The following is a 17,566-nucleotide window of genomic DNA, read 5'->3' on the forward strand; positions in this document are numbered from 1 at the left end:
TCACTTTTACATGTATATAAATTAGGAGCAAAAAAAACCCAGCATAAATGCTGGGTTTCTATTAACGAGCACATTAGTTCGTTGTTGATGCACTTGTTGCTGTGCTGTTTGAATCTGTAACAGTAGCTGCAACAGAAATAGCTGCTACTGATGCGGCTAAAGTACCAACTGTACCTAATGCGGCAGTAGTACCTGCTGCTACACCACCTGCTGCTACAGCACCACTTGCTGCTGCACCACTTACTGCTGCACCACTTGCTGCTGCACCACTTGCTGCTGCGCCACCACTTGCTGCTGCGCCACCACTTGCTGCTGCGCCACTACCAGCTGCGCCACCACCAGCTGCGCCACCACCAGCTGCGCCACCACCAGAGCTTGCCGCAGCACTTGAGTTTTCGATTGCTGCAGCAGCTGCTCTTTCTGTAGCTATTTCAGCCGCAAAAGTTTGGCTTGCTGCCAATGTCGCTATAAATGCGAAAGCAAGATTTTTCATAATATTTCCTTTTATAAACATTTAAGTTCAAAGTTACTTTTATTAGAGCAACCAAACTATTGAATAAAAATACAATTTTATTCTAGTGGATCTTAGATCGTTTTGTAAGCAGCTTGAATTAAATTAATGTGAAAAAGGGTAAAGAATGGCTAGTTAATAGATTTAAACCAATCATTTGTAGGAAAAAAGCCTAAAACCTATGTAATAAAATGTTAATCGATACTGACTTTATTACGCATTAGACTTTTTTGTTATAACAGGCCTTACTGAAATAAGTATTTTAGATAGTGTAATTATTTCAGTAAGAATATGTTTATTTAGATTAATTCACCTAGTATTTCATCTGAATATGCAGTTAAAGTCTTGTTACACCTTACTTTCTCTATGTAGTCGGGGTTAGCTATAAAAGGTCTGCCTATGGCCAAAAGATCAAATCTATTTTCTTCTATAGCTTGGCTACCTGTTTCAGCGCTAAAGCTGCCAACGCCCACGAGAGTTTTATGATAATGCTTTCTGACATAGCTCGAAGCTCTTCCTCCAAGGTAGTCAAACTCCATCGCATCATCAAAAATACCTATGTGTAAGAAGGCCAAGTCACGTTTTTCAAGCTCAGGTAGTAAGTAATCAAACACATCTTTGTCTTTTGGGTTACCCTCTAGATTAAAGTAAGCACCAGGACTCAGTCTTAGAGCCGTTTTACTATTTCCAATCCTATTTGTAATCGCATCCACAACGTCTAATGCAAAGCGAGACATATTTTCTGGTGTTTTACCGTAGTCGTCATCTCTTTGATTACTCGCATAATGTAAGAATTGATCGATGAGGTAGCCATTCGCACCATGTATTTCAACACCATCAAAGCCTGCATCTATAGCATTAGCAGCAGCCTGTGCATAATCTTTCACAAGTTGCTTGATGTCATCCTGAGTTGCCGCTTTCGGTGTTTGATAAACCAGCTCTCTCATTCTAGGTACAGTACCCTCTATCTTTATTGCCGAAGGTGCTAGTACGTCTGTACCAAAAAAGTGTGAGTGAGCAACTCTACCCGTGTGCCAAAGTTGAGCAAAAATTTTGCCACCTTTTGCATGTACTGCTTGAGTAACTTTTTGCCATCCTTCTATTTGTGCGCTTGAGTAAAGTCCTGGTGTATTAGGGTAGCCTTGTCCATCAGGGCGAATGATAGTCGCTTCACTGATAATTAGTCCTGCATCAGCGCGTCTAGCATAATAATCAGCAATTTGTTGAGTAGGTACTAAATCATCATCGGCCATGCAGCGGGTAAGAGGCGCCATGAGAATACGGTTTTTTAATTTGATACTGTCGTTTAGCGCATATTCTTGAAATAGATTATCAGTCATCTTTTATTCCTATCATTTACCTACTAATCAAATGGGTAGGTGTATATTTTGAATGTTTATTCAAGATATAGGTGTTTGAATGATCATTCAAGGCTTATTTTGAATAAACATTCAAGATGAAGTATTATTTTCTAATTAATCAATAAGTGAGACTAATTCAATGCCACCGGCAAAGTTTGATCGTGAACAAGTGCTAAGGTCTGCAATGAACACTTTTGTTCAAAAAGGCTACAGCAAGACAAGCATGCAGGATTTAACGAAATCTACCGGGCTACACCCAGGTTCAATCTACTGTGCTTTTGAAAATAAACGCGGCTTGCTATTAGCTGCTTTAGCTCAATACAAACAAGATAGTGAGTTAACGTTTGAAGGGCATTTTTCTCAAGAAGTTGCGGTATTGGATTCTTTAAAACAATATCTTGATGCAATAGTGTTAGATTGCGCTGATAAAGAGGGCAATAAAGCTTGTCTGCTAACTAGAGCTTTGACGGAAATTGCCGATCAAGATGTGGAAATTAAAAGTGTCATCAGTGATAGCCTTTATGATTGGCAAAAAGCATTTCAAAATCAATTTGAAATGGCAATTGAAGCTAAGGAACTATCGTCTGAATGTGATATCTCCCACATGTCACGTTATCTTTCTATGGGGATTTATGGACTTAGAACTTTCGCCCAAACTAATACAACTCAAGCCGTTTTACAGGAACTTGCAGATCAGCTTTTTAACGATATAAAACGTCTAAGTCTTAGTCATTAGCATAAGACTAAAGGTGCATATCTTTTAAATTTAAAGGCTCTATATGATGTTTATGGAATCGAGTTTTTTATTTGTATTCAGCTGAATCTAGCTTCATTTGATTAGGATAATAATATGTTTGATGCATTAGTATTGACACAAGAAGATAAAATAACAAAAGCGAAAATTGAACAATTAGAAATTGGTGACCTGCCTTCAGGAGATGTACTTATTGAAGTGGCTTGTTCATCTCTTAACTATAAAGATGGTTTAGCGATTACAGGAGCAGGTCGAATTATACGAGATTTTCCTATGGTACCTGGAATTGACTTTGCAGGTACGGTTGTCTCTTCAAATGATGCTAGATATCAAGAAGGTGATTCAGTCATTCTTACTGGTTGGGGTGTTGGCGAAAACCATTGGGGTGGTATGGCTAAAATGGCACGAGTTAAAGCTGATTGGTTAGTTCCAATGCCAAAAGGGTGTGATGCAGAAAAAGCAATGATGGTTGGCACAGCCGGTTTAACTGCCATGTTATGTGTACAAGCTTTGCAACATGCCGATGTAAAGCCTGAATCTGGGGAAGTATTAGTGACAGGCGCTAGTGGCGGTGTGGGCTCTGTAGCTGTTAAATTATTGTCAGAGCTAGGCTATCAAGTAGTCGCGTGTTCAGGCCGAGTTGAAGAAAATGGGCCATTGTTAAAAGAATTAGGCGCGAAAGAGGTTATTGACAGACGTGAGTTTGAACAAGAGGCAAAACCACTAGAAAAACAACGCTGGGCAGGCGTCGTAGATACAGTAGGTAATAAAATTTTAGCCAAAGCGCTAGCGCAAATTGATTATGCTGGTGCTGCCGCTATATGTGGTCTAGCAGGTGGTTTTGCTTTACCTACAACGGTTATGCCTTTTATTCTACGTGGCGTTAATTTGTTAGGTATTGATTCTGTTCATTGCCCAACAGAGAAAAGGTTGGCTGCCTGGGAGCAAGTAATGGATATTCTACCTGAGTCTTTTTATCAAGCAGCTTGCCAAAAAATCAGTTTAAAAGATGTGCCTAGTTATGCAGATAAAATCATAAAAGGCCAAGTTACAGGTCGAGTTCTAGTCGCGCTTTAATTCGAAATAGAGCTAAGTCTCATGGCATTCTTAGCTCTATTAAAATTCAATCAAAAGTTTAAAAAATAGTAAGGTGAAATGAATACCGTGAAAAGGCCTGTGAATAACCATAAAGCTTACCATGCACATGTTTATTTTGATGAATCGACATTAGCTTTAGCAAAGCAAATATGCCAACAAGCAGGTGATATTCATAAAGTAAAAGTTGGTAGGTTTCATGAGAAGTTAGTTGGGCCACATCCTAAGTGGAGTTGTCAAATAGCTTTCACCGCAAATGTATTCGATACTTTAATTCCTTGGCTGGAGGCTAATAGGCAAGGATTGAGTATTTTTGTTCATGGCCTTACTGGCGATGACTTAAAAGATCATACTGAATATGCTTATTGGCTAGGTGAGGCAGAAGAGCTCAACCTTGCAATGTTTCGATAAATACTATGCTGTAATAAATAAAGTCCTTGTACGTTTTTAACCTGTTAAGTAGTAGCTCTAAAGCTCCAATTACGTCTCTCAAGCTTTAAGCTTTTTTACTTCCGTTCACCGTTTAAGAAGAACACGCCTTCAGTAGCAGATTAACTTATTTGAACCATACTTATTAAACGCTTTTATGTCATGAGTATTAAGCATGGTAGAGCATATTTTAATTTAAGGGGTGCTTATGAGTAATCAACCAATCATTGCTAACAATAAACCTTTGAAAGTGAGCTTAGATGCTAGGCAAGAATACTATTTCTGTACCTGTGGTCGTTCATCCAAGCAACCTTTTTGCGATGGGTCTCATAAAGGAACAGGCTTTAAACCACAGATGTTCAAAGCTGAGTCCAGTGATGATGCCTACTTATGCGCTTGTAAGCATAGTGCTAACCTTCCATTTTGTGATGGCACTCACAAAGCTTTTGCAAGTGAACAAGTTGGTAAAGCAGGGCCTGGGATACAAACTGAAAAAAATGCGGCTCCAGTAGCTGTAGCTACTGAAGAAGAGCCAACATTAGCATTTATTCATCAACTTGCGAGAGAAGGGCTTTCTAAGTTAGGGCACCATGGACCGATGACATCTATGGGGGTTCCAAGACATCTTTTACCTCATTGGGATGATTTGCAAATTATGACAGCACAAATGGCCACTAAACCTTTGCTTGAAGATGTTCCCGTTTCAACTGAACTTATAGTCGGGCCCAATGCAGATAAGCCACTCATACTGGATATTCCTTTATTTGTTTCAGACATGAGCTTTGGCGCTTTATCTGAAGAGGCTAAGACTGCTTTAGCCATGGGGGCTGAGCTAGCTGGCACAGGTATCTGCTCTGGAGAAGGTGGCATGTTACCAGAAGAGCAGGCTGCAAATAGTCGATACTTCTATGAATTAGCCAGTGCTGGTTTTGGCTATCAAGAAGCTTTATTAAAAAGAGTACAGGCGTTTCACTTTAAAGGTGGACAAGGGGCAAAAACTGGCACAGGAGGTCACCTTCCAGGTAATAAAAATAAAGGTAAGATTAGTCTGGTACGAGGTATTGCAGAAGGTCAGCCCGCAGTATCTCCACCTACCTTTAAAGATTTACATAGTTTAGATGATTTTAGGCGATTCGCTGATAGAGTAAGGGAAGTAAGTCAAGGTATTCCCGTTGGTTTTAAGTTAAGTGCGAACCATATTGAGGCCGATATGCAATTTGCCTTAGATGCTGGGGCTGATTACATCATATTAGATGGGCGAGGAGGTGGTACAGGGGCCGCGCCAGAAATGTTTCGAGACCATATTAGTGTACCAACGATACCTGCTTTAGCTCGAGCTAGGCGCTTTCTTGACGAGCAAGGAAAGTCAGGTCAAGTTACGCTTATTATTACAGGTGGTATTCGAACTCCCATCGATTTTGTTAAAGCTATGGCGCTTGGTGCAGATGGTGTGGCTGTTTCAAACAGTGCTATGCAATCCATAGGCTGTGTAGCAGCTAGAATCTGCAACACGAATAATTGTCCAGCAGGAATAGCCACTCAAAATGAAGACTTACGTCAAAGGCTCAATGTAGAGAAATCAGCAAAACAGCTAGCAAACTTCTTTAATGCTTCAACCGAGCTAATGGCTGTCATGGCAAGAGCTTGTGGTCATAATCGTCTAAATCAATTTCATAAACATGACTTGGCCACTTGGCATAGGGAAATGGCCCATTTATCTGGGGTTAAATATGCAGGCTTTTCTCACTAATTGTTTAAATGTAAGGTTGGGCTCTAGCGGGACCAACCTTTAAATTATTTCTTAGCTTAAAGAGTCACATCTACTTTTTGGTAATTAATCAACATATCTTTGGCAAGCGCTAAGATAAGTTGACGCATTTTCGCGACTGAGTGAGGATAGCCGTCAGCTTCTATCTCGGCTTTGAAAGTGAAGTTATATTTAGGGGAAAGCGCTTGTGTTTCTTGTGTGTTAATAAAACTATAACTACCCGTCAGTACCACTTTGGAGTCTATCGTGGCATAAAAGTGGTCGATATCAAGTATGAGGCTGACTTGCGTATTAGCCTTAATATCTTGCTGGTTACCTGATGCAATTTGTTCCTTTACTAGCTTTCTTAAATCCTGATCCAGACCTTTTTGAATAGCATCATCTAAGTTCTCAGCCCAAGTATGATAATAAGCATAGCTTAATTCGTGCTCGCTCAACTGCAATACTAGATTAGGTTGCTTTAAGTATTCAGGCAGGCTTAGCTGGACCTCTCTTATTGGACTAAGGTTTGCCAAACCTTGCGTATCAAGTTGCTGATTAAGAATGTAATAATGGCTAGTTGGTGTTGGCTGGCTATTACAGCCTAATAATAAAACGCTGATAAATATAGGAATGATACGCATTAAATTCATTGTTATTGGCCTGTGTTTGGAGCTTTAAAGGGTTCAATATCAGAAGGCTGATTATCCGAAAAAATTAAGCTATTAGGTCTATTTTTCACCTTATTAAGTAAAGGCTTAAGTTCATGTAAGCTAGATTGAACCGCTTGTAGTGTATTAAGTAACTCGTCGTAGCCTGGTGACCCTTCCGAAAGCCCTTGTGTCATGGTTGAAACCTTTTCAAGCGTATCTTGTAGTTGCTGAGGAAGTTGAGCTTTGTGAGTTTGATCAACTAATGCATTTACTTTATAGCTAGTTTGGTTGAGGTCATTTAATGTTTTACTTAGGTCTTTTAAGACTTGTTGTGTATCTTTTGTCAAAGACTCAAGTGGTAATTTATTAAGTGTATCGATGAAGTCACCCGCTTTATTCGCTATCTGACCTAAGTTGTCTTCTATAGTTGGAATGATTTCATAACCATCTTTAGAGGAAACACTTGTCATAGGGTGCTCAGGAAAATGCTGCAATTCGACAAAAAGGCTGCCAGTGAGTAAGTTACCTGTTGCTAAACTTGCTTTAAGCCCTTTCTTTATCCACTTACGCGTCTGTAGTTTGATTCCTTCAGCGCTTAACTCTGTGTCAGGTAGGCCAACAAGGCCTGGCTCTAAACTCAGTAAAACAGGGATTTTAAGGTCGTCTTCTAACAAAGCTTCATGCTTATTCTTATTAAAGTTTGTATCTAGCACTTTACCAACATGTACGCCTCGATACTCAACTGGAGCGCCAATTTCTAGCCCTCTAATTGAGCTACTAACGAGCATAATATATTCAACTGTATGCAAATATTTAGTCGCGCTTGCTTGCTCAACATTGGTAAAAATTCTGAACACATCTTCTTGTGTTGCCTGAGGGCCGGGCTCCATTCCTTGAGGTACACCAAAGGTAATACCATTGGTGAGCAAGGTTTCGACATTACCTGTTTGTACACTAATACCATCGCTATTTAGATCTAATCGCAAGCCACTGGTATTCCAAAAGCGTGTATTTTTTGTAATTAACTGATGATATGGCTCATTGATAAAAGCATCGTAGTAAACAACTCTTTCTTCAAAGTTAAACTTAACTTTCTCAAAACGGCCAATGGTTAAACCCTTATATATGATGGGGTCACCTGTGGTGAAGGCAAATTCGTCGTCACTGTTTAAAGTGATTCTAAGGCCTGGAGTGCCTGCTGGTGTAATAGGGGGCGTTTCAAGGCCAACAAAATCGTAACGAGACACCTTGCTTTGACCCGGAGAAATTTCAATATGTCCACCAGACAAAATGGTGTTTAAACCTGATATGCCTTCTTTTCCTACTCTTGGTTTTACTACCCAGAAGTTGCTATCTTCTTTGAGTAAAGGGTCTGTATTTTTATCAAGGCGAGCTGTTAGTTCAATACTGTCAAACTGATCTGATAGCTTTAGATCTACAACCTTGCCTATGGTGATATCTCTTAGTTTGATTTTAGTAATATCAATCTCAAGGCCTTCAGCATTATCAAACGAAATTGTGATTAATGGACCCTGATTACTCCAGTTAAAATAGAGCATCCATAAACCTATTGTGAGGGCGACAAAAGGGACTAACCAAACTTTTGAAATCGGTCTTGCCTGATCTACTTTGGCAGGTGAAACATACACTTCTGGTGGCATTTTATTTCTCGTTCTCAAATTGATGAACTTGGTTTGCCCACATTAATCTGGGGTCAAAAGACATGGCTGCTAACATTGTGGTGATTACCATACCTGCAAAGGCAACGGCAGCCATGCCTGGGTAAACACTCATTACTTTTCCCATCTGAATAAGGGAGGCTAAAATAGCAACGGCAAAAACATCAACCATAGACCAACGACCTATTAGCTCGGTTATTTTATATAGCTTAAGATTAATGCGCCTTGAGTCTGTTTTCTTGACGGTGACACTTAGGCACAACCAAGATAACGCTAAAATCTTTCCAATCGGCACTAATATACTGGCAACAAAAATAATTACCGCGATAGGGTATGTACCTGGTTCCCAAAGAGAAACAACACCACCAAGTATAGTGCTGGCGGTTTCTTGTCCTAACCAATTGGTATACATGATGGGGAGAAAGTTTGCAGGGATATATAAGAGAACACTCGTAATCAGCAAGGCAATTGTATGTTGTATGCTATTACTGTTTATAAGATGTAAATGGCGATGACAAGTGCGACATTTAGGGTTGCTCATATCATTTAGTGTTAAACAGACTGGGCATCCATATTGATGGTTGTGCTCAGCATTATCTCTATGATTATCTTTCATGGACTTTTACCTTACGCCAAATCTGATATCTATCAAGCAAAGATAATCCCGCTACTAAGCAAATGATAAAAAAAACATAGCTCCAAAAAGATAAGCCTAAAGTTACCGTTGCTAATGATGATATTTTGATAAAACTAATTAAGGTCGCGACCAAAAAAATTTCAGCCATATTCCAATCAATAAGAAAAAAAACACTTTGTAAAAGTGGCTGGGTATAAGGAAGTAGGCGTTTTTGCTGTAAAGAAACCAGCACATAAATGAGTGAAAGAAGACAAATAGCTGGAATAAGCAGAGTCGTAAAAAATAGTAATACAGCAATACTAAAATAGTCCATTAACACCATATTAAAAATGCTATCGGCGAAACTAATGACATAATCTTTCCCCTGATTACTAAAGTATAGAAAGGGAAAAGGTAAGGCAAAAATAAGAAAAATAAAGCTAGAAATTGAGAGAGCTAAAATCTTATTGTGTGCGCCAAGCAGTCGACGAGTGATCAAGTGGTTACATCTTGGGCAAGAAGCCGTTTGCCCATAATCAAGCTCAGGCAAAGAAATAAGTAAATCACACCCATGACAGGCGATTGTTGAGTCACTTTCTGGTACGTCTTGCGTCAAATTATTCATCTGTTTAAGAGAAAATTCACCTATTTAAACTTTGAGTTAGCTAGCCTAAAGAAAAATTTAAGCTAGTTCAAATTTCTAATAGTGTTTACCTTACTTATCTAGGAGGTAATCGTCTAACTGACTTTATGTTTAGTCTTATCTTAACTGGGTTACCTCAAAACGGTGAACGCTATTGTTACTTATTTTTATCAGGTTAAGTTAGTAAAAACGGTGTAAATAATTAACCAGCCTCATAATTCCATTTATTGTTTTCATGTTATTCAAGTTACTTATATGCTGGCATTAATTTAAAGCCTTAAATGTATTTATGAAACTCAGATGTTTTTTAGCTAGTTTAGCTTGTAACCATAGGAGCTGCTCTTAGTTAAGTAAGGTAAAAAGGGTCTCATTTACTTAGTTTATAGCTGACAGTGGTCCTATTTACACAAGCTTGTTGCTTATTTTAATGACTGCTGGGTAAACTAAATTTGGTTTTATATAGGCTATAGTTTATTGCTAAAGCCATTATTAAACGCCTTTAGTGATAACGATAATAAGAGTTTGAAATAGTAATTTATGTCTAATGTCGATCAAGTAAACTCAGACATGGATGATAAAATGAAAAGGATTTTCGATGCCACACCTGTACCCATGGTACTGTCTCGTCCGGATGGTAGTTTTGAGTACGTCAATAAAGCCATGCTAAACCTATTGGGTTACAGCAAGAGTGAAATCTACCAGACTGATATTATCATTTCCCACCCTGATAATTTTGAAGCAAATAAAACCATTCGTGAGCACCTAAGAAACGATCCTTATAGTAGCGTTGTTATTGAGAAAAAGTATCTGCATAAGTCAGGAAAAACCATAGAAGGCTTATTAACGCTAACCGCTGAACCTGATGAAGAAGGGGCAATTAAAAGAATGATAGCTCAGGTAGTCGATCTGACTGAGCAAAAAAAGACAGATGCCTCTTTATTAATGTTTAAAACCCTGCTCGATAGCTCTAGTGATGCGATTTATGTGATCGATTCAAAAAGCTCTTACATTATTGAGTGTAATCAGCCAGGTTATCTGACGCTTGGTTACCAAAGAGATGAAGTGGTTGGCAAACTTAAAGTATCAGATATTAACCCTAAGATGGCTCGTAAAGGGGCGTGGAAAAAGTTAACGAATGAGTTAAAAGAGTCTAAAAGTATGTTGTTTGAGCGTAAAAGCATACATAAAGATGGAACAAGTTTTCCCGTTGAAGTGAACCTTAGTTATATACAGTTTGATTCTCAGTCCTATGTCTTGGCTGTTGTGCGAGATATTAGGCAGCGTAAGGCTGCTGAGAAACTGATTTGGCAACAAGCTAATTACGATCATTTAACCGGCTTACCTAATCGGCGCTTAGTGTCAGATAGAATTCAGCAAGCGATTCATAAAGCCGATCTCAATAGTAGTTATATCACGCTTCTGTATTTAGATTTAGATAGATTTAAAGAAGTGAATGATACCTTTGGGCATGCAAAAGGTGATCAATTATTGATTGATGTAGCCAATAGGTTGAACTTAGCCGTTAAGCAAACTGATACGGTAGCAAGATTAGGCGGTGATGAATTTACTTTAATTTTAACTGATCTGGACAATACAGGTAAGGTCAATAAAGCTGCAGTAGAAACTCTTGCGAATCAAGTTTTGTACAGTCTTAGTCAGCCATTTAAGTTAGATAATGAGCAAGTTTATATCTCAGCCAGTATAGGTATCGCCTTTTATCCTAATGATGTGAGTAACTCTGATGACTTGTTTAAAGCGGCTGATCAAGCCATGTATGCAGCGAAAGCAAAAGGGAAGAACTGTTTTCAATACTTCTCAGCAAGCATGCAAGAAGAGGCTGTCGCAAGAGCGTTATTGGTGAAGGAGTTACACAGAGCTATTGAAGAGAAAGAGTTTAGTCTTGAATATCAGCCTATCGTTGAATTAAAAACAGGAAAGATTTGCAAAGCAGAAGCACTAATTAGATGGCAGCACCCTCAAAAAGGCTTGGTATCTCCCAATGCTTTTATTCCTATGGCTGAAGACACAGGTTTAATTTGTGAAATAGGGGATTGGGTGTTTAAAGAGGTCGCTCAGCAAGTAGCGACTTGGCGCATCAAACTTGATCCAAATTTTCAGCTGAATATTAATACATCGCCTATTCAATATTTAGAAAGTAACTCTTTCTTGGGTAACTGGATGACTTATTTAAATGAGTATAAAGTGCCAGGAGAAGCGCTTACTGTTGAAATAACAGAGCGTATTTTGATGGACTCTCATTCGTCCATTTCAAGAAAATTGGTTAACTTTCAATCTTTAGGCATTGATGTAGCCTTGGATGATTTTGGCATGGGATATTCCTCCTTATCCTATATTAAAAAGTTTGATATCGATTATCTGAAAATAGATCGCTCTTTTGTAAAAAATGTGACGACCAGTATTAACGATAAAGTCCTGTGTGAAGCTATGATAGTCATGGCCCATAAGCTAGGTATTAAAGTCGTCGCAGAAGGAATTGAAACAGAAGAGCAAAGGCGCTGTTTAAAAGATATTGGCTGTGACTATGGCCAAGGCTTTTTGTTTTCGAGGCCTGTTGGTGTTGAAGCCTTTGAACAAAAGATGATTCAAAGTCATTTAGATGCGATTAAACTCTCTAACGGATAAGTTAAGTTTTCAAAAAGATAAACTTAACTGGATAGAAATAAAAAAAGGTAGGGATAACTCTCTACCTTTCTCTAATCAGTTCAGATAGGCCTTTCTAGTGAGTTTTGTACTAGTTTCGGCCTGATAAAACACCACCGTCAACATCCCAAATAGCACCTGTTACCCAGCTTGCTTTTTCGCTCAATAAAAAGCAGATACTGTTGGCAATATCCTCTGGTGTACCAATACGACCAATAGGATGGAAACCATCAAAACCAGCCAATGCATCATCAAGTTCATTTTTATCAATAAAGGAGTGATAAATTGGCGTTTTCACTACGGCTGGCGCAACGGCATTCACCCTAATGTTAAACTCTGATAATTCCATCGCCATATGTTGAGTTAATGCATGTAACCCAGCTTTAGCCATAGAATAGGCGCTAGAAGGGGTCGCTTTAATTGCCTGTTTTGCCCACATCGAGCCAATATGGACTATTGAACCTGATTGATTGGCTATCATGTTTTTAGCAATGGCTTGGCTAATAAAGAAGCTGGCTTTATTTAAGATCATATACTTATCAAAATCAGATGCTTGATGCTCTACAAATGCGGTCGGCTTGAAGTAGCCAGCGGCATTAACAAAATAATCGATAGGGCGTGCTTGCTCTGTAATTGCATTAATTAAAGTGCTAACGTCCTCTTCCTGATAAAGGTTAACTTGCAACGTCTTTACTTGAATTGCATGGTTAATTTGATTCAGTTCTGCCTTTGCAGCGGCTAATTTATCCTGGGAACTGGAGGCAATAATTAAATCACAACCTTGGGTTGCAAGTTGCTTTGCCGTGGCTAATCCCATACCGCTGGAACCGCCTAAAATAAAGGCTAAAGGTGTATTTGCTTGTGTCATAATAACTCTCCTAAGTAGGTCTTGTTAAAGATTATTTAGTTAGCTTAAATGGAGAGCTAGCGGCTTGAAAACCAAGCACAAATTGGTTCTATAGGTACTTTTTGGTATATCTTGATGAAAACATTAGAAAATAAAATTAGTCGAAAAAAAGCCCCGGAAAATAGTGCACGCATGGTTGAGACTATATATGGCTGTAAATGGTCTTTGACCGTGTATCAACTGTTAAAAGAAGGGGTTAATCGTCCAGGTAAAATGGTAAAAAGTGTTGAGGGACTCAGCACCAAAGTACTGAATGAGTGCCTTAGAAAAAATACGGACTTTGGTATATTAGAACGCATAAGTTTTAATGAAGTGCCACCAAGAGTGGAGTATCAAGTGACAGAGTTTGGACAAAAATTCATTCGTATTCTAGATGAACTTGAGCAGCTGCAAGACGAAATCAATCAACTGAATTGAGCATTGTTATTGTTTTTAAAAAAACTGTTTGACCTTAGACCTATCTCCAAGCCTTAAAATCAATTTCTAGAATAATATCCAGAATTGGTTTTAACCATGGATTCTATGTGGAGTACCTATGAAAATTAAATCGAACACCCTTATCTTGGCTGCAGCACTTGTTAGTTCTCAAGCTTTTGCAGTAACCATAGACCTTTATAAATCTGCGAACTGTGGCTGTTGTGCTGCATGGGCGAAAATAATGGAGAAAAACGGTCATGAAGTGACTGTTCATGCTGATAAGGATTGGTCAAACGTTCGTCAAAGTCATGGTCTACCTTATCAACTAGGATCTTGTCATACGGCAATTATTGAAGGCTACCTTATCGAGGGGCATGTACCTCAGGCAGAAATAGAAAGATTACTAAAAGAGAAGCCAACAAATATTGCCGGCCTTTCTGCTCCTGGCATGCCCATGCATTCCCCTGGCATGGCAAAAGAAGGTGCTCCCTTTAAAGACTTCCAAGTAATAGCTTTTGATAAGTCAGGCAAAACTAGCTTATATCGTCAATATTAATGCCGAATAACTAGCATCTATAATCTAGCCTTATCTTGGAGTCTAACTAAGATAAGGCTATTTTATTGCCTGAATAATACTTCTCAGCTTGGCTGGTTTAACCGGCTTTGGTAAATAGTTTACTTTTTGTTGCTGGCAATCTTGGACCAATTTAGGGTCGCGCATTGCTGTGATTAAAACGGCTGGAATATTGCTTTCAAATTTATCTCGAATTGCCTTAATAAGAGCTAATCCATCTAAATCTTGACCAAGCTGATAATCCACTAATAAAAGGTCGGGGGCTTGTTCTTGAGCTAAGGCTGATTGAACCTTTGTAAAACAGAAGACAGGGTGCTGCCAGCGTTCGAGTAGTGATTGCATCGCATCTAAATTGTTTGGGTCATCATCAATACACCAAGCTGTGATTTGATGCTTAGCTTCAAATGTTGTCTTGATAGTCGCGCTTGCCTGTTGTTCTAACTCTTCTTGCTCTTTTGCTAGCGGGACTTTAATACTGAAGCAGCTACCAGAGTTAACTTTAGATCTAACTTCGCTTGTAAGGCCTAAGACGTTTTGCATGCGTTTTACTAATCCAAGTCCAAGACCAATGCCTTCTTCATTCGTATTTTGCCAACGATAAAAGTCTTCAAAAATATGGCCTTGTTCTTGGGTGGGTATACCCACACCTGTATCCCATACTTGAATTAATAAGTGATCATTGCGTTTACGACAGGCAATCAGCACCTTACCTTCTTGAGTATATTTGACCGCATTAGAAACAAAGTTTTGAATAATACGTCTTAGATACAAGGGATCACTATGCACCTTATGTTTGCCTATATGGCTTTTAAGTAAGACACTTTTATCTTCAGCAATCACTGAAAACTCATTGACGATAGGCTGTAGTAAATCATTCAAATTGATATCAATCAGCACAGGCTTAATTGCTCCTTGATCAAAGCGCGCTATCTCTAATAGCGTGGATATCAAGGTCTCAGTAGATTGTACTGACTCATTGAGCTTATCAACAATTGACTGAGTTGAGTTCTCTAGTGACTCAGCATCTAAAGCGCCTAAATAAAGCCTAGCAGCATTCAAGGGCTGTAAAATATCATGGCTGGCTAAGGCTAAAAACTCAGTTTTAGTATGGTTAGCTTTTTCTGCTTCTGCTTTTGCCTTAATCAGTTCTAACTCTGCTTTCGCCCTGCGATTGATCTCTTGAATAAGCTCTTGGTTGACGCTCTTTACTTCATCAGATCGAGCTTGCACTCGGTTCTGTAAGTCTATATTGGCTTCTTTAAGGGCATGTTGGCTTTCAATATGTTCGGTAACATCGGTGAAACTGGTAACAAAACCGCCTTCTGGTAAAGGGTTACCTAACATTTCAATGACTCTGCCGTTTGCTCTTCTTCGTAAGAATCTGTGTTGGCTGGCATTGCGTAAATGGGTTAATCGTTTTTGTACTAAGGTTTCAACATCACCAAAACCACATTCTCCGTTTTGCGCATTAAAACGAATCAAACTTTCGATTGGTACGCCAACTTTGAGTAGGTTATCAGGGTAATGGTATAGCTCGGCATAGGTTTTGTTCCAAGCAACCAGTTGTAATTCTTTATCTATGACACTGATACCTTGGGCAAGATTGTCCATAGAGACAAAGAGCAAATTTTGGTTAAACTGAATGGCTTGAGTCGCTTCATCGAGATAGGTCACCATCTCTTCGACCTTCATTCTTTTACCTACCATGACAGAATTGATAATGGTTCTTGCTGATGATCCACCAAATACACCGCCTAGGATACGCTCACAAAAGTCGATAAATTGACGGTCAGGAGAATCCTTTTCTAACAAGGTAAAATTATGCTGCTCTTGATATTCAAATAATATTTGTTGGCTTCTCTGTTTACCTAAAAAGGTTTCCAGTAAAACAATGAGGTCGCCGTTTTGTGCCAGTGATTTAGGCTTAATAAAACGACCTTCAAGTTCAGAGGTCGGGCTGACAAAGGCCGTTGCTTGGATTCTATCTATGAGCCTTTCGCTAGCAAGAAGGGAGCCTGCAATATAGCCAACAATATTGGCGATGAGACTAATACATGCCCCTAAGGAAATAACTTCAGCACGGGTTTCAAAGTTGTGGCTTGACCACTCTTGCACGCCAAGCAAGGGGAAAATAAGCCAGAGTAGCCAAAAAACAAAACCTAGCCCAAAGCCTGTATACACACCAACTGCATGCCCACGACGCCAGTACAAGCCGCCAATTACAGCGGGTACCAGCTGTAATACGAGAGAGAAGGCTAATAAGCCTGTGCCCGCTAAAGACTCGCTAGTGGCCATCTCTTGGTAGTAGAGGTAAGACAAGATAAGAATGGCGGCAATAACAAAACGCCTAATATGTAGCATTTTCTTGTGATAAAGCGGTTGTGCCTGATTTCGAGAGGAGGCTCTGGCCAACATAATTGGCAGAATGACATCGTTCGAAATCATAATACTTAACGAGAAGGTGGCAATGATGATCATGGCAGTGGTAGCCGATAAACCACCGAGGAAAATCAGTACTTCTAAAAAGGTATTATCAGAGGCTATGGCAAACTGAATGACATAAGTATCTGCATTTGTATCTACGCCAAATAAGTTTTGGCCTGTCATGGCGATGGGAGGAATGAGTATGGCAAATATGGTCAAGTAAATAGGAAAAATCCAACGGGCCATATTCAGTTGTTTTTTCTCTTGATGGTCAACAACGGTAACGTGAAATTGCCTTGGTAAACAAATTACAGCGGCAGCGCCCATCAAGGTCTGCATGAGAAAGCTGAAAGAAAGGAAGTCATCTGTTTGCCAAACTTGAGAATTAAAAGTGTGCTCAAGTGTTTGTGAAATTGAAACACTGTCTTGGTCATTGAGTAGGATTATGGCAATAAAACCAACGCCAATAATCGCGAAAAGTTTGAACAAAGACTCAACCGCAATGGCTAGCATCATACCTGATCTATATTCAGTCACCTCAATTTTACGGGTACCAAATATCACCGCAAAAATGCCCACTGAAATTGTTGCAATCAGCACAATAGCAGAGGAAGAAACACCTTCTTGATTTACGAATAAGCTGAAGTTTGAACCTATTGCTTTAAGTTGCAGCGAAATATAAGGAATGATTGCCAGCATGGCGATCATGATGACCAGAGGTGCTGTTAAAGGGCGTTTACCATAGCGGGAAGAAATGAAATCCGCGATCGAGGTGATGTTTTGTTTGTGACTAACAAAGGTGAGTTTTTTTAAAAAAGGAAATGCAAATAAATAGAGTAATACTGGGCCTAATAGAATAGGAAGATAGCTCCAACCAAAGCGAGCGGCTTCACCCACAGCGCCATAAAAGGTCCAAGCGGTGCAATAGATAGCCAAAGACAGGCTGTAAACCACAGGGTGCCGAGTTAGCTGTTTTATCTTAGGGTTTTCTTTATCGCCCCAACGAGCAATCCAAAATAAACCTAAGATGTAGGCTATCGCCAGTAGAATCCAAATAGGAGTTAAAATATTAAGCTCCTATAGACTGAAATTGAG

At 39.3% G+C, this 17,566-nt stretch carries 15 protein-coding genes; 7 read left to right on the forward strand and 8 right to left on the reverse strand.

What is annotated here, in order from left to right; all coding sequences use genetic code 11:
• Positions 1 to 73: 73 nt before the first annotated feature.
• Positions 74 to 493 (reverse strand): hypothetical protein, encoded by a 420-nt coding sequence (locus tag TW85_RS05515; RefSeq protein WP_046016106.1) that lies wholly within the window; start codon positions 491 to 493, stop codon positions 74 to 76.
• A gap of 317 nt (positions 494 to 810) precedes the next feature.
• Complete coding sequence (locus TW85_RS05520) at positions 811 to 1,851, reverse strand: alkene reductase (protein ID WP_046016107.1); 1,041 nt, start codon at positions 1,849 to 1,851, stop codon at positions 811 to 813.
• Between the two features lie 160 nt (positions 1,852 to 2,011).
• Here TW85_RS05520 and TW85_RS05525 point away from each other — a divergent pair, with 160 nt between their 5' ends.
• From TW85_RS05525 to TW85_RS05540, 4 genes are all read left to right on the forward strand, one after another.
• Positions 2,012 to 2,608 (forward strand): TetR/AcrR family transcriptional regulator, encoded by a 597-nt coding sequence (locus tag TW85_RS05525; protein WP_046016108.1) that lies wholly within the window; start codon positions 2,012 to 2,014, stop codon positions 2,606 to 2,608.
• Between the two features lie 114 nt (positions 2,609 to 2,722).
• The gene (locus TW85_RS05530) at positions 2,723 to 3,703 is read left to right on the forward strand and encodes an MDR family oxidoreductase (RefSeq protein WP_046016109.1); all 981 of its coding nucleotides are present in this window, start codon (positions 2,723 to 2,725) and stop codon (positions 3,701 to 3,703) included.
• 78 nt (positions 3,704 to 3,781) lie between these two features.
• A complete protein-coding gene (locus tag TW85_RS05535; protein WP_046016110.1) occupies positions 3,782 to 4,132 on the forward strand; it encodes a DOPA 4,5-dioxygenase family protein in 351 nt (116 codons plus the stop codon).
• Positions 4,133 to 4,358: 226 nt separating this feature from the next.
• On the forward strand, positions 4,359 to 5,900 hold the full coding sequence (locus tag TW85_RS05540; protein WP_046016111.1) for a glutamate synthase-related protein: 1,542 nt from the start codon (positions 4,359 to 4,361) through the stop codon (positions 5,898 to 5,900).
• Between the two features lie 56 nt (positions 5,901 to 5,956).
• Here TW85_RS05540 and TW85_RS05545 read toward each other — a convergent pair whose 3' ends face one another.
• Genes TW85_RS05545 through TW85_RS25915 form a run of 4 tightly spaced genes read right to left on the reverse strand, consistent with a single transcriptional unit; the run spans position 5,957 to position 9,470 of the window.
• Positions 5,957 to 6,550, reverse strand: coding sequence for a PqiC family protein (locus TW85_RS05545; RefSeq protein WP_046016112.1), 594 nt, complete (start codon positions 6,548 to 6,550; stop codon positions 5,957 to 5,959).
• Between the two features lie 2 nt (positions 6,551 to 6,552).
• Positions 6,553 to 8,211: an intermembrane transport protein PqiB gene (pqiB, locus tag TW85_RS05550; protein ID WP_046016113.1), complete on the reverse strand. Its 1,659-nt coding sequence runs from the start codon at positions 8,209 to 8,211 to the stop codon at positions 6,553 to 6,555.
• 1 nt (position 8,212) lies between these two features.
• Positions 8,213 to 8,845 (reverse strand): paraquat-inducible protein A, encoded by a 633-nt coding sequence (locus tag TW85_RS25910; protein WP_052701903.1) that lies wholly within the window; start codon positions 8,843 to 8,845, stop codon positions 8,213 to 8,215.
• Positions 8,835 to 9,470 (reverse strand): paraquat-inducible protein A, encoded by a 636-nt coding sequence (locus tag TW85_RS25915; protein WP_052701905.1) that lies wholly within the window; start codon positions 9,468 to 9,470, stop codon positions 8,835 to 8,837. Before TW85_RS25915 ends, TW85_RS25910 begins: the two co-directional genes overlap by 11 nt.
• Before the next feature lie 597 nt (positions 9,471 to 10,067).
• Between TW85_RS25915 and TW85_RS05565 the strand changes: the two genes are divergently transcribed.
• Complete coding sequence (locus TW85_RS05565) at positions 10,068 to 12,131, forward strand: bifunctional diguanylate cyclase/phosphodiesterase (protein ID WP_162197492.1); 2,064 nt, start codon at positions 10,068 to 10,070, stop codon at positions 12,129 to 12,131.
• A gap of 109 nt (positions 12,132 to 12,240) precedes the next feature.
• Here TW85_RS05565 and TW85_RS05570 read toward each other — a convergent pair whose 3' ends face one another.
• Positions 12,241 to 13,017: an SDR family oxidoreductase gene (locus tag TW85_RS05570; RefSeq protein ID WP_046016115.1), complete on the reverse strand. Its 777-nt coding sequence runs from the start codon at positions 13,015 to 13,017 to the stop codon at positions 12,241 to 12,243.
• 171 nt (positions 13,018 to 13,188) lie between these two features.
• Between TW85_RS05570 and TW85_RS05575 the strand changes: the two genes are divergently transcribed.
• A complete protein-coding gene (locus TW85_RS05575) occupies positions 13,189 to 13,473 on the forward strand; it encodes a helix-turn-helix domain-containing protein (protein ID WP_238326166.1) in 285 nt (94 codons plus the stop codon).
• 118 nt (positions 13,474 to 13,591) lie between these two features.
• Positions 13,592 to 14,029 carry a DUF411 domain-containing protein gene (locus TW85_RS05580; RefSeq protein WP_046016117.1) on the forward strand — a complete coding sequence of 146 codons (438 nt, stop codon included), beginning with the start codon at positions 13,592 to 13,594 and terminating at the stop codon, positions 14,027 to 14,029.
• A 57-nt stretch (positions 14,030 to 14,086) separates the two neighbouring features.
• Here TW85_RS05580 and TW85_RS05585 read toward each other — a convergent pair whose 3' ends face one another.
• Entirely contained in the window at positions 14,087 to 17,425 is a 3,339-nt protein-coding gene (locus TW85_RS05585) for a PAS domain-containing hybrid sensor histidine kinase/response regulator (protein WP_238326167.1), read from the reverse strand.
• Between the last annotated feature and the right edge of the window lie 141 nt (positions 17,426 to 17,566).

Origin of the sequence: Marinomonas sp. S3726 (assembly GCF_000967665.1) — a bacterium.
Classification (GTDB): domain Bacteria; phylum Pseudomonadota; class Gammaproteobacteria; order Pseudomonadales; family Marinomonadaceae; genus Marinomonas.